Annotated in this window: 20 protein-coding genes; 11 read left to right on the top strand and 9 right to left on the bottom strand. The window is 65.8% G+C overall.

Features of this window, described 5'->3' with window-relative positions:
• Positions 1-72: 72 nt before the first annotated feature.
• Positions 73-714 (bottom strand): Vgb family protein, encoded by a 642-nt coding sequence (locus XH81_RS32980; RefSeq protein WP_028145565.1) that lies wholly within the window; start codon positions 712-714, stop codon positions 73-75.
• 29 nt (positions 715-743) lie between these two features.
• Complete coding sequence (locus XH81_RS32975; protein WP_271596761.1) at positions 744-1964, bottom strand: helix-turn-helix domain-containing protein; 1221 nt, start codon at positions 1962-1964, stop codon at positions 744-746.
• 153 nt (positions 1965-2117) lie between these two features.
• Between XH81_RS32975 and XH81_RS32970 the strand changes: the two genes are divergently transcribed.
• Both XH81_RS32970 and XH81_RS32965 read left to right on the top strand, forming a co-directional pair.
• Positions 2118-2909, top strand: a complete 792-nt coding sequence (locus XH81_RS32970) for a DUF899 domain-containing protein (RefSeq protein WP_370125096.1) — start codon at positions 2118-2120, stop codon at positions 2907-2909.
• Complete coding sequence (locus tag XH81_RS32965) at positions 2902-3126, top strand: hypothetical protein (protein ID WP_212475183.1); 225 nt, start codon at positions 2902-2904, stop codon at positions 3124-3126. The genes XH81_RS32970 and XH81_RS32965 overlap by 8 nt, the downstream gene beginning before the upstream one ends.
• Before the next feature lie 215 nt (positions 3127-3341).
• Here the strand turns inward: XH81_RS32965 and XH81_RS32960 are convergent, their stop codons facing one another.
• Positions 3342-3761 carry a c-type cytochrome gene (locus XH81_RS32960; RefSeq protein ID WP_370125885.1) on the bottom strand — a complete coding sequence of 140 codons (420 nt, stop codon included), beginning with the start codon at positions 3759-3761 and terminating at the stop codon, positions 3342-3344.
• A gap of 114 nt (positions 3762-3875) precedes the next feature.
• The gene (locus XH81_RS32955) at positions 3876-4592 is read right to left on the bottom strand and encodes a L,D-transpeptidase (RefSeq protein ID WP_212475185.1); all 717 of its coding nucleotides are present in this window, start codon (positions 4590-4592) and stop codon (positions 3876-3878) included.
• Between the two features lie 274 nt (positions 4593-4866).
• On the opposite strand from XH81_RS32955, the gene XH81_RS32950 reads away from it, so the two are divergent.
• From XH81_RS32950 to XH81_RS32940, 3 genes are all read left to right on the top strand, one after another.
• On the top strand, positions 4867-5919 hold the full coding sequence (locus XH81_RS32950; RefSeq protein ID WP_212475186.1) for a glycosyltransferase family 4 protein: 1053 nt from the start codon (positions 4867-4869) through the stop codon (positions 5917-5919).
• A 35-nt stretch (positions 5920-5954) separates the two neighbouring features.
• Positions 5955-6644, top strand: coding sequence for a class I SAM-dependent methyltransferase (locus tag XH81_RS32945; protein ID WP_271596760.1), 690 nt, complete (start codon positions 5955-5957; stop codon positions 6642-6644).
• Between the two features lie 125 nt (positions 6645-6769).
• Positions 6770-7429 (top strand): hypothetical protein, encoded by a 660-nt coding sequence (locus XH81_RS32940; RefSeq protein ID WP_095426050.1) that lies wholly within the window; start codon positions 6770-6772, stop codon positions 7427-7429.
• Positions 7430-7731: 302 nt separating this feature from the next.
• Here the strand turns inward: XH81_RS32940 and XH81_RS32935 are convergent, their stop codons facing one another.
• Complete coding sequence (locus XH81_RS32935; protein ID WP_271596759.1) at positions 7732-9396, bottom strand: aminotransferase class III-fold pyridoxal phosphate-dependent enzyme; 1665 nt, start codon at positions 9394-9396, stop codon at positions 7732-7734.
• Positions 9397-9431: 35 nt separating this feature from the next.
• Between XH81_RS32935 and asd the strand changes: the two genes are divergently transcribed.
• Positions 9432-10295 (top strand): archaetidylserine decarboxylase, encoded by an 864-nt coding sequence (asd, locus tag XH81_RS32930; protein ID WP_028145556.1) that lies wholly within the window; start codon positions 9432-9434, stop codon positions 10293-10295.
• A gap of 69 nt (positions 10296-10364) precedes the next feature.
• Positions 10365-10934 carry an NUDIX hydrolase gene (locus tag XH81_RS32925; protein ID WP_038947705.1) on the top strand — a complete coding sequence of 190 codons (570 nt, stop codon included), beginning with the start codon at positions 10365-10367 and terminating at the stop codon, positions 10932-10934.
• A 184-nt stretch (positions 10935-11118) separates the two neighbouring features.
• Here XH81_RS32925 and XH81_RS32920 read toward each other — a convergent pair whose 3' ends face one another.
• A complete protein-coding gene (locus tag XH81_RS32920) occupies positions 11119-12573 on the bottom strand; it encodes a FecR domain-containing protein (RefSeq protein ID WP_271596787.1) in 1455 nt (484 codons plus the stop codon).
• A gap of 308 nt (positions 12574-12881) precedes the next feature.
• A complete protein-coding gene (locus XH81_RS32915) occupies positions 12882-13640 on the bottom strand; it encodes a DUF2147 domain-containing protein (protein ID WP_271596758.1) in 759 nt (252 codons plus the stop codon).
• 194 nt (positions 13641-13834) lie between these two features.
• On the opposite strand from XH81_RS32915, the gene XH81_RS32910 reads away from it, so the two are divergent.
• Together XH81_RS32910 and XH81_RS32905 are read left to right on the top strand one after the other, a co-directional pair.
• Complete coding sequence (locus XH81_RS32910) at positions 13835-14710, top strand: DUF2147 domain-containing protein (protein ID WP_028145552.1); 876 nt, start codon at positions 13835-13837, stop codon at positions 14708-14710.
• Positions 14711-15036: 326 nt separating this feature from the next.
• Complete coding sequence (locus XH81_RS32905) at positions 15037-16242, top strand: extensin family protein (protein WP_028145551.1); 1206 nt, start codon at positions 15037-15039, stop codon at positions 16240-16242.
• Between the two features lie 126 nt (positions 16243-16368).
• Here the strand turns inward: XH81_RS32905 and XH81_RS32900 are convergent, their stop codons facing one another.
• Both XH81_RS32900 and XH81_RS32895 read right to left on the bottom strand, forming a co-directional pair.
• Positions 16369-16704, bottom strand: a complete 336-nt coding sequence (locus XH81_RS32900) for a DUF6665 family protein (RefSeq protein WP_038947698.1) — start codon at positions 16702-16704, stop codon at positions 16369-16371.
• Between the two features lie 44 nt (positions 16705-16748).
• Complete coding sequence (locus XH81_RS32895; protein WP_028145550.1) at positions 16749-17384, bottom strand: TetR/AcrR family transcriptional regulator; 636 nt, start codon at positions 17382-17384, stop codon at positions 16749-16751.
• Positions 17385-17580: 196 nt separating this feature from the next.
• Between XH81_RS32895 and XH81_RS32890 the strand changes: the two genes are divergently transcribed.
• Complete coding sequence (locus XH81_RS32890; RefSeq protein WP_028145549.1) at positions 17581-18894, top strand: HlyD family secretion protein; 1314 nt, start codon at positions 17581-17583, stop codon at positions 18892-18894.
• A 29-nt stretch (positions 18895-18923) separates the two neighbouring features.
• Positions 18924-20507, top strand: a complete 1584-nt coding sequence (locus tag XH81_RS32885; RefSeq protein ID WP_028145548.1) for a DHA2 family efflux MFS transporter permease subunit — start codon at positions 18924-18926, stop codon at positions 20505-20507.
• Positions 20508-20833: the final 326 nt, after the last annotated feature.

Here is a 20833-nt window from a genome sequence, read left to right as displayed (position 1 = left end):
CGCTAGAGCGCACCGATGGGGTGGAATTGGGGCGAATGGGCTAACGGCAGCGACCGCATCGCTGCCGTGCATTCAGGCCCCGCGCCGGGGACGGCGGACCGCTCTCACATTGCCGTTAGCGCCACCGCCGCAGAAGAAGCGGTCGCCGCCGTCGGACTCCAGTCCTGACACCATCGTCCCCGCCGGCAGGTCGAGCTGTTCGAGTACCTTGCCCGTGTCAGGATCGATCCGCCTGATATCGCTATCCTCGCCCTCCCAGGTGCCGTGCCAGAGCTCGCCGTCGACCCAGGTCACCCCGGTCACGAACCGCTTGCTCTCGATGGTGCGAAGGACCTTGCCCGTGTCCGGATCGACCTGATGGATCTTGCGCTCGCGATATTGCCCGACCCACAGCGAGCCCTCGGCCCAGGCCAGGCCGGAATCGCCACCGCCACCCGGCGCAGGAATGCTGGCGAGCACCTTGCCCGAGGTCGCATCGATCTTCTGGATGCGATCCTCGGCGATCTGGAACAGGTGCCGGCCGTCGAACGCCGTTCCCGCATGGGCTGCGACATCGAGGGAGCGCGCGACCTTGCCGCTATCAGGATCGATCGCATTCAACTTGTCGCCGGATGCGAACCAGACATGGCTGCCGTCATAGGTGACGCCATGCACGGCCTCGACGCCGGCAAAAGGTCCGTACTCCCTGATGATCTCGGCGGCTGAACGCTTCATGTGATCGCTCCCTGTGATGTGCTCCTACCTTACGTCTTCAGGAGCGGTCCCGGGAGTAACAAGCCTGTCGGGAAACCCGGGACAGGCGGCGTCATCCAGCGCCGCGCCCGCCCATGTCCGAACGACTGCACCTTGTTCGATCGCGCCAGCTCGTCGAGCGCGCGTTGAACCGTGCGCGCACTGGTTCCCAGTGCCAGCGCGAGCGCCGAGCTCGACCACGGCTCGCCGTCGGAGAGGAAGGCGAGGACAGCGGCGTGCTTCTCCTCGACGGGCCGCGCCAGTACCATGACGTGCCGCGTCTTGCGCGGCGTCAGTGCAAAACCCTGCTTCGTCGCAGTGACATCGGCCACAGGCTTGAGCTTGGCGCGGAGGCGGCCGATCTCCACGCGCAGGCGCGCGCGGTGCGATTCATCGACGTGCCTCGCCTGAAACGCCCCAGCCATCAGCGCCTCTCGCGAGACGTCCGCGGGCCAGGCCTGCGCCAGGACGCGGGCGAGTGCGAACAGCACCTGGCGGGTTCCGAGCGAGACGATCGTGCCCCGCCTGCGCACCGAATGATGGAACGTGTCTACGACCAGCGCGTCCGAAGCCGCGAGCTCCTCGACCTGCTCCAGCAGCAACGGACGTTCGTTGCCATGCGTGATCAGGCGTGCCGCGGGCGTATCGAGCACGCGGTTCGTGCTCTCGACCTCGGCTGTCAGCCCTGGGATGCCCGCCAGGCTCGCTGCGTGGGTTGCCCGGGCAAGCGCCGCGCGCGCGTCTTTGGTTCTGAGCCGCCGTATTGCGATGCCGGCGACCACGAGCTCGCGGACGACCTGCGGGGCAGGCGGCAGCGGGGAGGTGCCGAGCTCGGCGAGGATACGCTCGGCTTCGTCGAGCCGTCCGACGAGAAGAAGACGGCGTGCCTCGATGTGGCCTGCATGCGTGGCATTGGCGACATCGCCGTGCTTTTCGAGCGTCGTCCGTGCCGCCGCGAGCGTCTTCGTCGGCCAGCTCAGATCGCGCGAAACCAGCGCGATCTCGGCTTCGGCCACCACGCATCTCGCGCGCGCCACCGCCTCGCGCGGACCGAAGGCGCGCGCGGCGCTTCGCAGCAGCGTCTTCGCCTTTGCGAGATCGCCGAGCTGCGCCATCGCGATGCCGCGCAGCGCCAGCGACGGCGCATCGTTGCGCAACGCAACGCGGTTCAGCGCGCCGAGCGGATCGCCGGCCTCGAGCGCGCGCGCTGCGGCCGTGATCAGCGACTCCATGTCAATCCCGCCACACTTGTTACTCCCACCGCGCAACCACGAGGTGCCAGAATTCGTTGACGGCCGACAAGGTGCGGTGAAGGGCGAGCGGTTCCACGAGACGCGGAATGATCGCCCAGGCAAGACGTCAGGCAAGAGATTCGGAGAGTCATGATGACATTAGCCCAAAACGAACGGAACAACGGACAGGCCGACATGCAAACACCGCCGGTGGTGTCGCCGCAGGACTGGGAGGCCGCCCGTCAGCAACTGCTCGTGAAGGAAAAGGCGCATACCCGTGCCCGCGACGCCCTGGCCGCCGAGCGCCGGCGCATGCCGTGGATGGAAGTGAGCAAAACCTATTCGTTCGAGGGGCCCGGCGGCAAGGTCAGCCTGCTCGACCTGTTCCAGGGCCGACGGCAGCTGATCGTCTACCGCGCCTTCTTCGAGCCCGGCGTGTTCGGCTGGCCCGATCACGCCTGCCGCGGCTGCTCCATGGTGGCCGACCAGGTCGCCCACGTCGCGCATCTCAACGCTCGCGACACCACGCTGGTGTTCGCCTCGCGGGCGCCGCAGGCCGCCATCATCAGGCTGAAGAAGCATATGGGCTGGACCATGCCGTGGGTCACCGTCACCGACAGCTTTGACGCCGATTTCGGCGTCGACGAGTGGCACGGGACGAACGTGTTCTACCGCGACGGCGACCGCATCTTCCGCACCTATTTCGTCAAGAGCCGCGGCGACGAGCAGATGGGCGGCACCTGGAATTATCTCGACATCACGCCGCTCGGCCGCCAGGAGGTCTGGGAAGACTCGCCAAAAGGCTATCCGCAGACGCCGACCTACAAATGGTGGAATTGGCACGACAGCTACACGGACGGCGGGGCGCCCGACAAGAAATGGGTCGAGATCTCGGACGCCGGCGAGAAGGCGTTTCGTCAGGAGGCGGCGGAAGGTCGTGACTAGTGCCGCCAGCCTTGCCAGATGGCTCGGCCTCGCGGCCACGCCGACCTTTGCGATCATGGCCGGGCTGACGGCCATGATCGGCGGCGGTCAGGCGGACATGCTGTGCGCCGCCGGGCGCGGGTCTTCGCTCGGCGAGATGGTGCCGATGTATCTGCTGATGAGCGCGTTTCATTCAGCGGCGTGGCTGCGATTGGTCTCTGAGAGGACCGGCGGATGAGCGAGTTCCGCCGGTGTGAACGCCTCATCCTTCGAGACGACCGCTTCGCGGTCTCCTCAGGATGAGGCTGACTGGCATTCGCGCCCTGGTGCAATAGCTGCGTGAGCACGAGCTGCCGCACACTCCGCCCTCATCCTGAGGGCCCGCCGCAGGCGGGCGTCTCGAAGGATGCGCTGAGATTTCGAATGCAAGCCTCACACGCGGCGCCCACGCGACTATTGCCCGCCCGCCGCCTGCAGATACGCCACCACCTTCGCCGCGTCCTCCGCCGAGACGCCGCCATAGGGCTGCATCTTATTGCCCGACACCACCTCGTCCGGCTTGACCATGAAGCGCGTGAGCTTGTCCTGGTCCCAGACGAAGCCGGCCTCTTTCATCGAGGACGAGTAGTTGTAGTCCGGCAGCGAGCCGGCCTTGCGTCCCACGATCTTGTTGAGATTGGGACCGAGGCGATTGTCGCCTTCCTTCACGGAATGGCAGGTGCGGCAGGAATTGTTGAAGGCCTGCTGAGCTGCCGCTTCGCTCGCCGGCTGCTGCGCGAGCGAGGAGGGTACGGACACGAGCAGCGTTAATGCTCCGGCACCGGCGACTGGGCGTAGCCACTGAAACGGCGAGGATTGCAGGCGTGGTTGCATTTGCGCCTCCATCGGGGACCCGCGCCGCAGCAAGCGCGCGCCGGAATGTCGAGGGCAAACGAAGGCGGCCCCGGGGATGTTCCGGGGCCGTTTGCGTCACAATGTCCTGTCGGTTCAGCGCGTCGCGGTTCCGAGCTCCGCTCTCCGTTCCGTCATCGGCAGCACAATCACCTTGGTGCCGACGTTGACGCGGGAGTAGAGGTCGGAAACGTCATCATTGGTCAGGCGGATGCAGCCGGAGGAGACGCGCTTGCCGATGGTGTCGGGGGCGTTGGTACCGTGGATGCGGTAGATGGTGCCGCCGAGATACATGGCGCGGGCGCCAAGCGGGTTGCCGGGGCCGCCGGCCATGTGGCGCGGCAGATAGGGCTGGCGGGCGATCATTTCCGGCGGCGGGGTCCAGGCCGGCCACTCGGCCTTCCTGGTGACGGACTGCGTGCCCGACCAGGTGAAGCCGTCGCGGCCGACGCCGATGCCGTAGCGCAGCGCCTGGCCGCCTCCGAGCACATAATAGAGATAGGTGTTGGGCGTGTCGATGATGATGGTGCCCGGCGCCTCACGCGTCGCGTAGGAGACGGTCTGGCGACGGAAGCGCGCCGGCATCTCCACGGCGTCCTGGTCCTCGGACGGCTCGGTCTGATAGGTCGGCGCCTGGTATGGCTGATAGGGCTGGATCGGCGGCGGCGCGGCGAACGGCGGCAGCGGCTGGAAGAACGGGAAGAGCTGCACCGGCGCGGCCTTGGCGCTACCCGCGAATGCGATCGCGGAGACCGCGACTGCGCTAAGCGCAACGGCGCGCGAAAACGTCTTGAACGTATCCAGATTGAACATGTGATCGCCCCTGTTTGCTCGGTGGTTTCGGCCACCGCGGCACCGTTGCGGTGCTCTGTTGCTGAGATCACTAACCGCAAAACGTTTCGGGACATTTGCGCGGAAAACCGAAAACGGTTTCACGGCGGCAAGGATTGTTTCATGACAGTTTCGTGGCCGCAGGCGCCCGTTAACGAACAAAACGGTGGGCCGACACTTCTGTGACGTCACACGCCTGAAATATCCTTCGTTGATGGTCGGAAACCGAGAATCATCAAACTCTCGGGATTTCCCCATGCGGGTATTAATCGCGACTGACGCCTGGCATCCCCAGGTTAACGGTGTGGTCCGCACCCTGACCTCGCTGGCGAATGCCGCCAAGGCCCTCGATGTCGAGATCGACTTCCTGACGCCGGACGGCTTTCCGTCCTGGCCGCTGCCGACCTATCCGGGCCTGCGCATCGCGCTGCCGAGTGGAAAGGAGATCGCGCGGCGGATCGAGAAGGCTGCGCCGGACGCGCTCCACATCGCGACCGAAGGTCCGATCGGCTGGGCCGCGCGAGCCTATTGCCGTCGCAACCGGCTTGCCTTCACCACGTCCTACACGACGCGCTTTCCCGAATATGTCTCGGTGCGGACCGGCATCCCCGCCGCCGTCGGTTATGCCGTGCTGCGCCACTTCCATGATGCCGCCGCGATGACGATGGTGGCGACGCCCTCGCTGCGGCAAGAGCTCTCCGAGCGCGGCTTCAAGCGGCTCGGCTTCTGGACGCGCGGCGTCAACACCGAGCTGTTTCATCCCGACTCGCCGGCACGGCTCGATCTGCCGGGGCCGATCTTCATGACCATGGGCCGGGTCGCGGTAGAAAAGAATCTCGAAGCGTTTCTCTCGCTCGATCTGCCCGGCACCAAGGTGGTCGTGGGCGACGGCCCGCAGAAGGCGGCGCTCCAGAAGAAATATCCGGAGGTGGTGTTCCGCGGCGAGAAGAAGGGCGCGGATCTCACCGCGCATCTCGCCGCCGCCGACGTGTTCGTGTTTCCGAGCCTGACCGATACGTTTGGCGTGGTGCAGCTGGAGGCGCTGGCCTGCGGCACGCCGGTTGCGGCGTTTCCCGTGACGGGTCCCAAGGACGTCATCGCCGATCATCCGATCGGCGCGATCGACCACGATTTGCGTACCGCGTGCATGCGCGCGCTCACCATGTCGCGCGAGACCTGCCGCAACTTCGCGCTGGAGCGTTCCTGGGAAAACAGCGCGCGCCAGTTCGTCGGCAATCTCACCTCACTTCAGCCCAGCCGCGCCTTGCGCGCCTCGCCTCGGATGGCGCGGCGGCCGGTGCGCGGTTGATCCCAAACGTCTGACCCACAGCGAGAACCTCATCGATGGCTAAGATCATGAACCTTGACGGCACCCAGCAGCTCGATCTCACCCGTGGCACGGTCGAGCAGGCCTATGACCGCTGGGCGCCCGTCTACGATCTCGTGTTCGGCGGCGTGTTCGCCAAGGGCCGGCAGGCGGCGATCGCGGCCACCAACAAGATCGGCGGCCGCGTGCTCGAGGTCGGCGTCGGCACCGGCATCTCGCTGCCGCTCTATGCACCGAACCTGCGCATCTTCGGCACCGACATCTCGGAAGCGATGCTCGACAAGGCGCGCCAGCGCGTCGCCGAGAGCAAGCTGAAGAACGTCGAGGGCCTCGCGGTGATGGACGCCGAGAAGCTCGAATTCCCCGACAATTCCTTCGACGTCGTGATGGCGCAATATGTCGTCACCGCCGTGCCGAACCCCGAGAAGGCGCTCGACGAATTCGCCCGCGTGCTGCGGCCCGGCGGCGAGCTGATCATCCTCACCCGCGTCAGCGCCGATGCCGGCATGCGCCGCTTCATCGAGCAGAAGCTGCAGCCGGTGGTGCGTCCGCTCGGCTTCCGCACCGCCGAGTTCGCCTGGTCGCGCTATGCCCAATGGCTGGCCGGCGCCCACGGCATCGAGCTCGCCGAGCGCCGCCTGATTCCGCCGCTCGGCCATTTCTCACTGGTGCGCTTCCGCAAGGTCGACGTCGCGAAAGCGGCGTGAGCTGAAGCTCACGCGTCGCGTGCGTCATCGCGCCGCTGCACATCGTCGCATGACAAAATGATGATGTCACACGGCCTACATCGAATCCCTGTAATCCCGTACCCGAAAGCATTTTGGGGGAGAGCATGATCAAGAATTATCTCGAGCAGCTGCGGATCCAGCGCTGGGACGACCATCGCTACTATCACCACAGCCGCATCAACCAGAGCCTGCACTTCATCAGCGCGCTGAGCTTTCTCTTCGCCTATGTCTGGCTGTTCATCGACCCTGTCGTCTCCGCGCTGGTCGGCTGGCTGGTCTCGATGACCTCGCGCCAGGCCGGTCACTTCTTCTTCGAGCCGCACGGCTACGACCACATCAACCAGGCCACCCACGAGCACAAGGAAGAGATCAAGGTCGGCTACAACCTTCAGCGCAAGGTGGTGCTGATGGCGATCTGGGCGGCTTCGCCCCTGGTGCTGTTCGCTGATCCCTCGCTGTTCGGCCTGTTCACCCCCTGGGCGTCCGCGACCGACTTCATGCGGCAGGTTGCCAAGATCTGGCTCGTGGTCGGCGGCGGCGGTCTGTTGTTCCGCACCGTGCACCTGTTCTTCATTCGCGACGTCGAGACCGGCCTCGTCTGGATGACCAAGATCCTGACCGATCCCTTCCACGATCTGATGCTCTATCGCAGCGCGCCGCTCGCCCTGATGCGAGGCGAGCTGATGGACCCCGGCCTGCACCTCAATCCCGAGCACACGCTGGGCCTCATCGGCGAGCCCACGCTCGAAGAGCAGCACGCCTGACACGGCCGTTGCCCGGATCGCGAATGTCCATGGTCTACGTCATGCCCGGGCTTGTCCCGGGCATCCACGTCTTGGGGGCTGCTTCCTCGCCTCTCCTCGCGTGCGGGGAGAGGCCGCAGCGCATCGAAGATGCGATGCGGGTGAGGGGGGCTCTCCGCGGGGGTGCCGCCAGATGGTCGCGCACTAACTCTCACCGACTGCGCGGAGAGTCCCCCTCACCCCAACCCTCTCCCCGCAGGCGGGGAGAGGGAGAGGAGAGACCTCGCCCCGGAATGACGGTGAATGTGGTCGGAGTGCCGGCCTCAGCGCCCGAAGCGCTTGGCCAGCATCTCTTTCAAGATCTGCCGCTTGATGTTCTTGTTGGTGAGCACGCCATCGTGCCACCAGAAGCCGTCGGCCTTCATCTTCCCGGCGGCGCGGACGAAGCGCTCGGCGACTTTGCTGAAGTCGGCGTCGGTGTAGTTCAGGCTGAAGATCAGCCGGCCGGTGCCGACCCAGCTCAAGGACAGGCCTTCGGCGCGCAGGTAATATTGCAGCATCCAGTTGTAGCGGGACGGGGTGGTGTATTTCACCGTCCAGATCGACGAGAAGTTGGCGAACCGTACTGGCAGGCCGGCGTCGGTCATCATCTGGTTGAGTATCTGCGCGCGGCCGTTCCAGGTCGCATCCAGCCCGTCATAGATGGCGCGGAAATTCGGGGAGGCGAGGCGGATCAAAAACTCGTCCATCGCCGTCATGACGTACGGATGCGAGTTGAAGGTGCCGCGGGCGAAGCAGACGTCGGCGGGGCGGTCGTCGCGGAAGCGGCGCATCAATTCCTTCTTGCCGCAGACCACGCCGACCGGCAGGCCGCCGGCGAGGCTCTTGCCGTAGGTCACCATGTCGGCGCGCACGCCGAAATATTCCTGGGCACCGCCGGCGGCGAGACGGAAGCCGACGAAGACCTCGTCGAAGATCAGCACGATGCCGCGCTCGGTGCAGACCTCGCGCAGCCTCGCGAGCCATTCAGTGTAGGCCGCGCGGTCGAAATTGCCGCCGCGAGACGAGTCGACCAGCGAGGAATCGCCGGGCGCGTTGGCGTTGGGATGCAGGCCCTGCAGCGGGTTGACCAGCACGCAGGCGATGTCCTTGCGCGTGCGCAGGACGTGCAGCGTCTTCTCCGACATCTCGGTGAGGGTGTAGGTCTCGTGCGCCGGAATCGGGTTGCCGACGCCGGGCTGCACGTCGCCCCACCAGCCGTGATAGGCGCCGGCGAAACGAACCAGATGCGTGCGCTTGGTGTGGTAGCGCGCCAGCCGCACCGCCTGCATCACGGCCTCGGTGCCGGACATGTGGAACGAGACTTCGTCGAGGCCGGAGATCTGGCGGAGCCGCTGCACGTTCTCGAGGATGACGGGATGGTAGGGGCCGAGCACGGGGCCGAGTGCATGCGCCCGCTTCTCGGCGCCCTCGATGCACTCCTTGTAGAAGTCGTTGCCGAAGATGTTGACGCCGTAGGAGCCCGTGAGGTCGTAGGAGGTGTTGCCGTCGACGTCCGTGACGGTGACGCCGCTCGAGGACTCCATGAAGGTCGAGGTGCCCAGATGCTCGCGGACGAGACGCGAGAACTGGAACGGCACGCGGTAGCTCTCGGTGAAGTTCAGGTCGGAGATGGTTTCCGCCGCTTCCTTCGTCATCGCGCGACCCCTGGGGTAGCGCTCGGCGTAAAGCTTGGCGAGGCGGAAGAAGGCGTCCTTACGCTGCGCCACCACGTTATCAGGCGCGCCGTCGCAGCCGAAATATTTGTCGCCCTCGAATTCGTAGAACGGGAGCAGCTTTGCCACCCGGCGCGACATCTTGGAGTGCCCGGCGAGCGACCGGTGCTTGGCGCGGGACAGTTCGACCCGCGCCTTGAGCTTCGGGAGGACGGCGGCAGCAGACGCTGCGGCGGCCACGGACATCGAGAGAATCGGGAGTGTCGTTTCCATGACAACAAGCGCTAATACTGTGAGCTGACAGATTCATGACAGTCAAAGCCCTCATCGCCTCTTTCACCCAGCAGGAAGACCTCAACTTCCTGTTGACCAACCGCATCCCCCGCGCCGCGCTAACCCGCTTCATGGGCTGGTTCTCCAAGATCGAGAATCCGCTTGTGCGGGACTTCTCGATCGCTCTGTGGAAGCTGTTCTCCGACCTCGATCTGTCGGAGGCGCGCAAGACTCATTTCAAGAGCCTGCACGACTGCTTCACCCGGGAGCTCAAGCCGGGCCTGCGGCCTTTTGATCCCGACCCCTCCATTGTCGCCAGCCCCTCCGACGGCATCGTCGGTGCCCACGGGAAGATCGCCGACACCGAGCTGTTTCAGGTCAAGGGCGCGCCCTATTCGCTGCTCGACCTGCTCGGCGATTCCGCGCTGGTCGACCAGCACCGCAACGGCTCCTTCGTCACGCTGCGGCTGACCTCGAGCATGTATCACCGCTTCCATGCACCCTATGACGCGCATATCGAGCGCGTCACGCTGATCCACGGCGATGTCTGGAACGTCAACCCGATCGCCTTGAAGCGGGTCGAGCGTCTGTTCTGCAAGAACGAGCGCGCCGTGATCCGGACGCGTCTAGCGACCGGCGAGGCCGTGACGCTGGTGCCGGTTGCCGCGATCCTGGTCGCGAGCATCCGCCTGCACTTCCTCGACATGGTGCTGAACGCGCAGACCCGCGGCCCGGTCAATTTCCCCTGCGACGTCAACGTGGCCAAGGGCGAGGAGCTCGGCTGGTTCGAGCACGGCTCGACCATCATCATCCTCGCGCCCGGCGATTTCACCTTCTGCGACGGCATCGCCGAGGGCACGCGCATTCGCGCCGGTCAGGCGCTGTTGAGGAGAGGATAGCCTTCAATCCGCCGCGTCCGACGCCTATATCGTCCTGCGGGGATGCATAGATCGACACGGATGTGAGTGATGGCGCGAGCGCCGGTCATGGCGGCGGGTGGTATTGTGCTGCGGCGTGGAGCTGTGCCGCTGATCGCGGTCGTGCGCCAGCGCAAGCGCAACGAATGGGTTTTGCCCAAGGGAAAGCTCGACGACGGCGAAACGCCGAAACAGGCCGCGCACCGCGAGGTGCTCGAGGAAACGGGACACGACGTCGCCATCCACGAATTCCTGGGCACGCTCGTCTATCAGTCCGGCGGGCGTTCCAAGGTCGTGCATTTCTGGCGCATGGAAGCTGAGGGCGGTCCGGTCCGCAAGCTGATGAACGACATCAAGGCGGTCGACTGGCTGCCGCTGGACGACGCGCTTGCGCGCCTGTCGCGCGAATATGAGCGCGCCTTTCTGACCCAGATCGGCCCGATCGCGCTTGCGGCAGCGGGGCTGGCGTCGCCGCCCGCGCCCCAGCCGACGCCGCCGCTCGCGGCCGACGATATCGATGCAACGCTGCAGACGCTGACGCCGGCCGAAGCCGCATCCGTCGAGGAGCTGCGGCATGGTCTCCTGCAGAAGGTGAAGGCCTGGCTGCGCGGCGAGGCGTGAGTTGTCTTCACCTCGCCCCGCTTGCGGGGAGAGGTCGGATTGCATCGTAGATGCAATCCGGGTGAGGGGGACTCTCCGCGAGTCTCACTGCCACTATTTCTGCGAAAGCAGCCCCTCACCCCAACCCTCTCCCCGCAAGTGCGGGGCGAGGGAGCGCACCGAGCGCGCTCATGCACGCCGAAATTTACCGCCGCTCCTTCTCCTTCGGAGCCGGCGCCGGTCTGCGCGGCGCTACGGGGCGTTGCGCGGCAGGGAGGCGCTGCTGGAAGCCGCCGGGTCGCTGCATGCCCGGCGGTTGGACTGCGGGCGGCTGGGCCGGCTGCATGCCGGTGCGCGGCAGTTGCGGCTGCGGATGAGTCCCGCCCGGCTGTGACGGCACGACTCCTCCGGGTTGAATTTGCCCACCACGCTGCGGCTGTGTTTGCGGCGTGGCGTTCGGCGGGGTGGCTTGTCCAGGGCGCGTTGGACGCCCTGCGCCTTGCTGCTCGCCGCGCTGCGGCTGGCCTTGTTGCTGTTGTCCTCGCGGCAGTTGCCCCTGGCCCGCACGCGGCGTGCCTGGTTGCACGGCGCCGCCTTGTCCTTGTTGTCCTTGCCGCTGCGGCTGCTGCGTTCCTTGCCGGCCCGGCGTGCCCGGCTGCTGCTGACCCGGACGGTTGTTCTGACCGGGCTGGCCGTTCGGCCGCTGCAACTGTTGGCCAGGTGCGGTCGTCGGCCGCAATTGTTGTTGCTGCGGCGCCTGGGCCGGCCGCGGAATGCGGCTGAGCGCGGTCGGATTGGCGCGGCGGAAGTCACGCTGCTCGGTGACGATCTGGCGGCCCGTGGTTTGCGCCAGATGCACCTGGCCGACGAAACCGCGGTCGCGTGCGATCTGTTGCGCGGGAATCGTGATCGGCACCGCGGCGAAGCGCATGATTCCGGCAGTGGCCGCGCCGGGCCGGATCGCAAAGCCGCTCGCGCCTTGCGTCAGCGCGCCGAGCCGCGTGCCGCTGGTGCGGTCGTCGACGTCGATGTGGCCGACGCGGCCGTCGGCGTCGGGATAGAGCTTGATGTTGACGTTGCGCGCGCTGCTCGCTGCCGCGCCTTCAGGCACCTCGACGACGCCGGTGGTGCCGCGGATGCCGAGCGTCGCGGTCGGCGTCGTGATTTTCATGTTACCGGTCTTCGCCACCGCAGCTGCAACGAAGGCCACTGTGCCCTTTCCGACGTCGAATATCCCTGAGTTCTGCCTGCCGCCGTCCTCATAGACGTAATTGTCGATGGTGATCTTCGAGCTGGCTGAAAGATTGAACGTGGTGGCGTCGTCGAAAGTGATGCCGACCGTGGAGTTCGACGAGGTCTGCACCACGTCGTTGAGATAGATGTCGTCGCGCACGCGCAGCGGATAGGAATTCTTGTCGCGGATCACGGTCGCGATGCCCGTGACGGTCGCAACGTTGCCGATCGGCTCGACGGCGGCGGGTTGTGCGTCCGCGGCCGGTGTCGGTGAAGCCGATGGCGTTGGGGAGGGCGCTGGCGCCGGCTGCGCTTGTGGCTGGGCCTGGGCGACTTCGATCGCATCGGATGCGATCGCAACGCTCGCGCCTGCCAGCGGCAATGCCGGCAGCACGAGCGCGAACACGAAGCGGCGCCAGGCCAGCATTGATGTCACGAGGAAGTCCCGGTGAGAACGCGAGGCGAGATCGGTTGATATCAGCCGGGGGGACCTGAATGGCGGATGAACGTGTGTGGTAGGAGGAGGGCCGAACATAAAAACGGAGCTCTCTCCCCTCATGGTGAGGAGCGCGCCCCTTTGCGCGCGTCTCGAACCATGCAGGCCCCGCTGTCGATCCAGGCCTCGCCCTTCGAGGCGCCTGCTATGCAGGCTCCTCAGGGTGAGGGGATAGAGTGAGGCTGTCGCGCGAGATCCCGGGTCGATGCTTCGCATCGCCCGGGATGACGGAGATAATGTCAGCTCACGCGCTTCCAGGTCTGGCCGCCGCAGAACATGCCGCCGAAGGCGCAACCCTGCACGCGCATCGCATTCGGACCCTTCATCGCGATGGTCGAGTCGTAATTGCGGCCGGAGTCGGGATCGTGGATGCGGCCGCTCCACTTCGAGCCCTCTGGCTTCATGTTGATCAGGATGCGCGCATTGGTCTTTTCGGCATAGCCGCAGAGATTGGCGCCGCACTGCTCGACGCGGACATTGCCCTTGTTCTCTTCGGTGGCCCAGACGCCGATCGGCGTGTTGGCAACCACCACAGGCGCCGGAGCAACCGCGACCGGCGCGGGAGCAGGAGCCGCGACGGGCGCCTGCTGCGTATTGGCGTCAAAGCCGACCGACGGCGCGGCAGCAGCCGTCGCGGCCGGAGCGGCGGGAGCCGTGACCGCGGGCGCGGCCGGCGCGGTCGCCTGCGCCGGCGCCTGCTGCACCGGCTGCTGCTGCACCGGAGCCGGCGCGGGCTGCGCAGTCGCCGTGCTTGGCGTGGTGTCGTCATCGTCCTTGGAGCCGCCAAGGCCCTTCAGGTTGATGTTGTTCAGCTTGATCGGCTTGTCCGACAGGCCCGGTGCCACGATGGTCACGCAGTTGAGCGAGGCGCAGTTGCGCGGCGTCTCGATGCGGATGTGCTGGCCTTCGATCTGGAACGAGATCGTGTTGCCGCCGGCATGGGCGGCGGCGGTCGACGCCAGAAAGAGCGCGGTGGCGACGATGGTGAGCTTGTTCATGACAGCCTCCGAAAATGGCGTGGTCCCGATGGACTGAAGTCGCTGGTGGATGAAGCGTGGTTCGACCCTACGCCGGACTGGCCGGGGCGTTCTGTGATGGGGGTCACAACGGTGCCGCGCCGTCTGGGTGAGGCAGCGCACATTCAGCCGTGCCGCCTCTGTGTAAGCTCGCGGCGGCACTCAAGGAGGTGTGGATGAAACGGCTTGCGACTTCGCTTGGCACCTTGATCGCACTGATGGCGATCACGCCCGCGGCCGTGGCCGGTTCCTATTCCTTCTCGATCGGCGGTCACCGGTTCCATGTCGAGTCGCCGCGCAATTGCCGGTCGGCCTCTTGTGTGTCGGTCTCCAGCCGCAGCCTTCGATCGACAGACGATGTCGACACGACATCAGCCGCGCCGCCTGCGGTCGCACCGCTGCAGCCGGCCTATCCCGCAGCTCCCGTCCGACCGGCGCAAGCAACCATCGTCGTGCCGCCACCGGCGCCGACCGGCCCTGTCGTCACCGCGACGACGTCGCAGCCCGTTGTCCTGCCGCCGCCAAGGGTCGAGGCGCCGACACTCGTCACGCCGAGCCTCAATCCGCCACGGATCGACCCGCCGCGAATGGATCCGCCGAAGATCGTTACGCTCGATCCGCCGCGCATGGAGCCGCCGCCCTTCCCAAGTCCCGAGATCAAGCAGACCGCAACGGTCGCACAGCGCAGCGACGATGAGCCGGCTTATATGCCACTGGGCGAATGGGAGAGCCCCGGCGCCAAGGGCACGGTTCGCATCGAACGCTGTGGCCCCGCACTGTGCGGTTACGCGCTGACGGAGGCGTCGAGCCGCGGCGAGAGCGTGCTCGTCAACATGAAGCCGAAGTCGCACGACGTCTGGACCGGCAACATCTACAGCCGCTCCAGCGGCAACACCTATTACGCGACCATGACGCTGAAGAGCTCCGGCCGGCTCCACGTCGAAGCCTGCGCGCTCGGCCGCTTCTGGTGCTCCGGCAACGACTGGACGCGGATCGAGGCGCCGCGAGAGCAAATGCTCACGACGTCGCGGCAATGGAGCGCGCGGTCGTAGTTTTTCTCCCCCTCTCCCCTTGCGGGAGAAGGGACGAAGAGCGTGTATCGGAGCGATAAGCCGCTAAATCATGCCGAGCACGATGGCGCCGACGAAGGCCATGGCGAGGTATGCGGCGACAACGCTCAGTCTCCCGGCGAACGTCATGAGGTCGCTCCCTCCATGCGCGCCGCTTTGCGCGCAGGCATCATGGTTAACAGAGAGTCTCCTTGCGAAAAAGTCAGGCTTGCTGTCGCTCAGCCTGCCGGCTCCGGGCCCGTATGGTTAAAGAACTCTGAAATCAACGTGTTGAAGAGTCTTTAAGTAAATTCACCGAACGTGCGTGCATGACGCGCGGAGTTCGTTTGTATCTCGTCGGCTCCATCGTCCTTGTTTCGCTAGCGGGTTGCGGACGCGGCTTCTTCCAGGCCGAACGCGAACCGTGGCGAGCCGAGGCCGAAGCCGCATGCCTGAAATCGGGCGCGGTGAAAGAGGGGCCGGATCTCGTCCGCATCGACCCGATCTCCGGGCCCGGCATGTGCGGCGCCGAGTTTCCGCTCAAGGTCGCCGCCATCGGCGAAGCCTCGAGCAGCTACGGCTTTGCCGACGAGGAACTGCGCCCGCCGGGCAGCATCGGCGGCCAACCGCGCTGGCCGGTGACGCAGCCGCGGTCGACTACGCCGCAGAGCCAGAACTATCCGGCATCGTCCTATCCGCAACGATCGAACTATCCCGAAAGCGCGGTGCGCCAACCCTCCGGCTATGGCAGCTCAAGCGGGCCGGTGTCACTGAACGCGCCCGGCGTGGCGGCGCAGGAGGACGAGATCGACCTGCCGCCCGACGGCACCGATGCCGCGGGCGCGGCGCGCTACATGAATTCGCCGAGCTATCCGGCGCGGCCGGCACCTTACTCGCAGGCGCCGGCGCAGCAGCCGCCGCCGCGCCTTGGCCCGGCGCAGGGCAATCCCGTCACGGCCGTCGGTCCGGTCGCGATCAAGCCGACCGCGACGCTCGCCTGTCCGATCGTGTCCGAGCTCGACCGCTGGCTCGCCGACACCGTGCAGCCTTCGGCGATGCGCTGGTTCGGCGTCCGCGTCGCCGAGATCAAGCAGATCTCCGCCTATTCCTGCCGCGGCATGAACGGCAATCCGCATTCTCACATCTCCGAACACGCCTTCGGCAACGCGCTCGACATTGCCGCCTTCGTGCTCGCCGACGGCCGCCGCGTCACCGTGAAGGACGGCTGGCGCGGCATGCCGGAGGAGCAGGGATTTTTGCGCGACGTACAGTCGGGCGCTTGCGCGCATTTCACCACCGTGCTCGCGCCGGGGTCGAACGTCTATCACTACGATCACATCCACGTCGATCTGATGCGCCGTGCCAGCCGCCGCCTGATCTGTCAGCCCGCCGCCGTCTCCGGTGAAGAGGTGGCCTCGCGCGCGCAGTCGCGCAGGCCGTACGCGAATGCGCGCGAGCCTTCCGTGACCGGCTCGCTCGGTGTGCGCAAGAGCACGGGGCACAAGCGCGAGGAAGACGATTACACCGACGATTAGACGGACGCAGCTGCTCTTGTCGCCCGGATGAGCCAACGGGTCGGCGCGAAGCGCCGCCCGATGACAGGCTCCGCGATATCCGGGGATAATGGTCCCGCATGTCGCTGCACTCACGCGGGCTACGATCTACGTCCGCTTCGCCGGTGCGGGGACCAACCCCATGCAGAGCTGCACCTCGCCCGGGACATTGTAGGTGCGCATGATATGGCGGCTGTCGCGCAGGCCGGTCGCCTCACGCTGCACCACGAACATCCAGAGCGCCTGACCGGCTTCCATCACCAGCTTGCGCCTGGCCGGTTGCATCGAGGCCGGCAGCTCCGAGAGCGCGTGGGCGGCGTCGAACTCGCGCAAGCGGGTTAGCGCCTGTTCGAGTGTGCGGCCCATCCGTCCAAGCGCCGAGGCCTGTTCCTGAACGATCTCGTAATGGAGGATATCGACGGGCGGGCGAAGATCACGGGACATGACCGCAAATATAGTGCCGCCTGACGGGCCTGCGCAACGCGCAGCTACTTCGCCTTGTATGCCGCCATAAACATCCGCGTCGCACTGTCGACGACCTCGGTCATGCGCTGTTCCGACGGCGCGGGCGCGGCCTGGAACACGAAGGGCAGAAAGAGGGACGCCTTGCACAGCTCCATGAACTGGGAGGCGGCAAGGTTGCAATCGTCGATCTTGAGATGGCCCGAGGCGACATGGGCTTTGAGATAGTCGGAGAGGCGGTTGATCGACTTGTCCAGCACCCGCGCATAATAGCGGCGGCCGACATCGGGCATGCGCTCGGCGATCGCCATCACGGTGCGGATCGCCGATCCGCCGCCGGGCCGGCAGAGCAGATGGATGTAGGCCCGGCCGAACTCCTTCAGCGTGGTCTCGGCATCGCGCGCCGGATCGAAATTGAACACGACCTGGCCGAACTGGAGCGCCTCCTGCTCGAGGATGGCTTCGAACAGCGCGCTTTTGTCGGCGAAGTAGACGTAGAGGGTGCCCTTGGAGACCTGCGCGGCGCGCGCGATCTCGCCCATGCTGGCGCCGTCGAAGCCGAGATCCATGAACACTTTGCGGGCGCCGTCCAGGATCTGGCGACGCTTGGAGCCGTCCTCCTCCTGGATGACGTGCAGATGATCGCGGCCGGCTACAACCATTGGTTCAGGGTCTCGGCAGGTTTTTGAGTCGGGTCTGCGGCCATGAAACCCGAATAAAGGATTCTCGTCAGTAGGGTCCGGCCGGGATTATTATGTATATTGACCGAACCGTTCGGTCAATGGTATTTGGATTAGCGAGAGGGAACAGTCCGCACGCCGGCTGTCTCTTTGATCGCGCTTTTTTGGGGAGGCCTTTATGGCCGTATCGAGAGACCAGGCTGCGCGCGTCCTTCGCCAGGAAACGGTGGAGGAGCACGCGGACGGTGATGCTGCGATCGAGAACGCTGCACCCCTTGCCGAGCAATTGCGCTCTCACGTGGCCGAGGAAGCCAGGCGCCGCACCGCCGAGGCGCCGGAGAAGCCCGTGACCGACAAGCCGGCCGCGCCAGCGCCGGAGGCACCCGCCGCCGGCGCTCCCAAATCCGGCAAGCGCAAGTTCGTCCTGATGGGCGTCGGCCTCGTGCTGGCGCTCGCGGCCGCGAGCTATGCCGGCTACTACACGCTGGTTGGCCGCTTCTACATCTCCACCGATGACGCCTATGTCCGCGCCAACAACACCATGCTGGGCGCGCGCGTCTCCGGCCACATCGCCTCGATCCTTGCCGGCGACAACACGACCGTGAAAGCAGGCGACATTGTCTTCCGCATCGACGACGGTGATTACAAGATCGCGGTCGATGCCGCCGCGACCAGGATCGCGACCCAGCAGGCCACCATCGATCGCATCGGCCGCCAGGTCGCCGCGCTCGACAGCCAGGTGGCGCAGGCCAAGGCGCAACTCGTCTCGGCTGAAGCGGGCCTCAAGCGCGCCGATCTCGACTATGAGCGCCAGCAGGCCCTGAGCAACAAGGGGTTTGCCTCGCGCGCCACCTTCGAGAGCTCGGAAGCCGGACGCGACCAGGGCGCCGCCGCAGTCAAGGCCGCGCAGGCCGCCTACGACGTTGCAATCAGCAATGTCGACGTCGCCAAGGCGCAGCAGGCCGAAGCGCAGGCCCAGCTCGCCGAGCTCAAGACCACGCTCGCCAAGGCCGAGCGCGATCTCAGCTTCACCGCGGTGCGCGCGCCGGTCGACGGTACGTTCTCCAATCGCCTGGTCAACGCGGGCGACTTCGTTGCGGTCGGCCAGCGCCTCGGCAACATCGTGCCGCTGGACGCCGTCTATATCGACGCCAATTTCAAGGAAACGCAGCTCAAGCGCATCCGTCCCGGCCAGTCGGTGACGATCAAGGTCGATGCCTACGGCATGCGCAAGTTCTCCGGTGTCGTCGACAGCATCGCGGCGGGCGCGGGCTCGGTGTTCACGCTGCTGCCGCCCGACAACGCCACCGGCAACTTCACCAAGATCGTGCAGCGCGTGCCGGTCCGCATTCGCGTGCCAAAGTCGGTAGCGAAGCAGAACCTGCTCCGTGCCGGCATGTCGGTCTATGCGACCGTCGACACCAACAAGGGCGCGGCCGACGCCGACAGCGAGGTCGACCTCGACGATCCCACCGCGATCCACCCGCAGTAGCCACAGCCTCAGCGCTGCGAGGTCAGACCATGGCCAACGCCACCACCGCTTCACCCGCCATGATGGCGGACGCCGCTTCGGAGCGCATCGCGCCGAAGCGGCTGTTCGCTTTCATCATCATGGTGTTCGGGATGTTCATGTCGATCCTGGACATCCAGATCGTCTCGGCCTCCCTGAGCGAAATCCAGGCCGGATTGTCAGCGAGCTCCAGCGAGGTCTCCTGGGTCCAGACCGCCTATCTGATTGCGGAGGTCATTGCGATCCCGCTGTCCGGATTCCTGTCGCGCGCCTTCGGCACGCGGCTGTTGTTCGCGATCTCTGCGGCTGGCTTCACCGCCTCGAGCCTGCTCTGCGGCTTCGCCACAACCATCGAGGAGATGATCCTCTGGCGCGCGCTGCAGGGCTTTCTCGGCGCCGGCATGATCCCGACGGTGTTCGCCTCGGCCTATACCGTTTTTCCGCGCTCCAAATTCCACATCGTCGGCCCCATCATCGGGCTGGTCGCGACGCTGGCGCCGACCATCGGACCGACGGTCGGCGGCTACATCACCGATCTGATGTCGTGGAACTGGCTGTTCTTCATCAACGTCGTGCCCGGCATCGGCATCACCCTGGGCGTGCTGGCGCTGGTCGATTTCGACGAGCCGCATTTCGAGCTGCTCGACCGCTTCGACTGGTGGGGTCTGTTGTTCATGGCGGGCTTCCTCGGCACGCTGGAATATGTGCTGGAGGAGGGGCCGCAATATGAATGGATGCAGGATACCTCGGTCGCGATCTGCGCCTGGATCTGCGCGATCTCGGCGATCGCCTTCTTCTGGCGCGTCTTCACGGCGGCCGAGCCGATCGTCAACCTGCGCACCTTCTCCAACCGCAATTTCGCGATCGGCTGCGTGCTGCAGTTCTGCATCGGCATCGGCCTCTACGGCCTGACCTACATCTATCCGCGCTATCTCGCCGAAGTGCGCGGCTACAGCGCGCTGATGATCGGCGAGACCATGTTCGTCTCGGGGATCACCATGTTCCTGGTCGCGCCGCTGGTCGGCCGCCTCATGGTGAAAGTCGACATGCGCTACATGATCGCATTCGGCCTCGTCGTGTTCGCGATCGGCTCCTACCAGATGACATGGATCACGCGCGACTACGATTTCTACGAGCTGCTGGTGCCGCAGATCCTGCGCGGCATCGGCATGATGTTCGCGATGGTGCCCACCAACAACATCGCGCTCGGCACGCTGGCGCCTGATAGGGTGAAGAACGCTTCGGGTCTGTTCAACCTGATGCGCAATCTCGGCGGCGCCGTGGGCCTCGCCGTCATCAACACCGTGCTCAACGACCGCACCGATTTGCACATCACTCGCCTCCAGGAGCGCGTGACCTGGGGCAATGCGACCGCGAGCGAAACCCTGACCATGTTCATGCAGAAGTTCCAGGGCCTCGGCGATTCCACGTTGATGGCGATGAAGCAGCTCTCCCAGCTCGTGCACCGCCAGGCCGTCGTGATGAGCTTCGGCGATGCCTTCTTCGTGCTGACGCTGTTCTATCTCGGCCTCACCCTGCTGGTGACGCTGCTGAGCAAGCCGGCCCCACTGACCGGGGGCGGCGACGCGCATTGAGCCCGCCACACACGCGGTGTCATCGTCCGGCTTGACCGGACGATTCAGTATTCCAGAGGCCGGCGTTGGTGAACTCGCTCTTCACCACATCCGCCGCGGCGTACTGGATGCCCCGCTTTCGCGGAGCATGACGGCGGAGGGCGGGGCGGCTGTGGAGCGCACCAAGGCCGCGCGCACCAAATTGCAACACTCATCCGTGATCTCGCGCGAGCCCCGTTGCAAGTCGCGAACGACACATCTATAAAGCGCACCTCATTCGCTCGAACCGGGGAGAGATTTGCATGATTTCGTCGCATTCGCAGATCGTACGCCCGCGCTCGATGATG

Source organism: Bradyrhizobium sp. CCBAU 25360 (assembly GCF_028128695.1).
Taxonomy (GTDB): Bacteria; Pseudomonadota; Alphaproteobacteria; order Rhizobiales; family Xanthobacteraceae; genus Bradyrhizobium; species Bradyrhizobium ottawaense.
The sequence above is the reverse complement of the archived record's forward strand: the minus strand, read 5'-3'. Positions and strand labels throughout refer to the sequence as shown.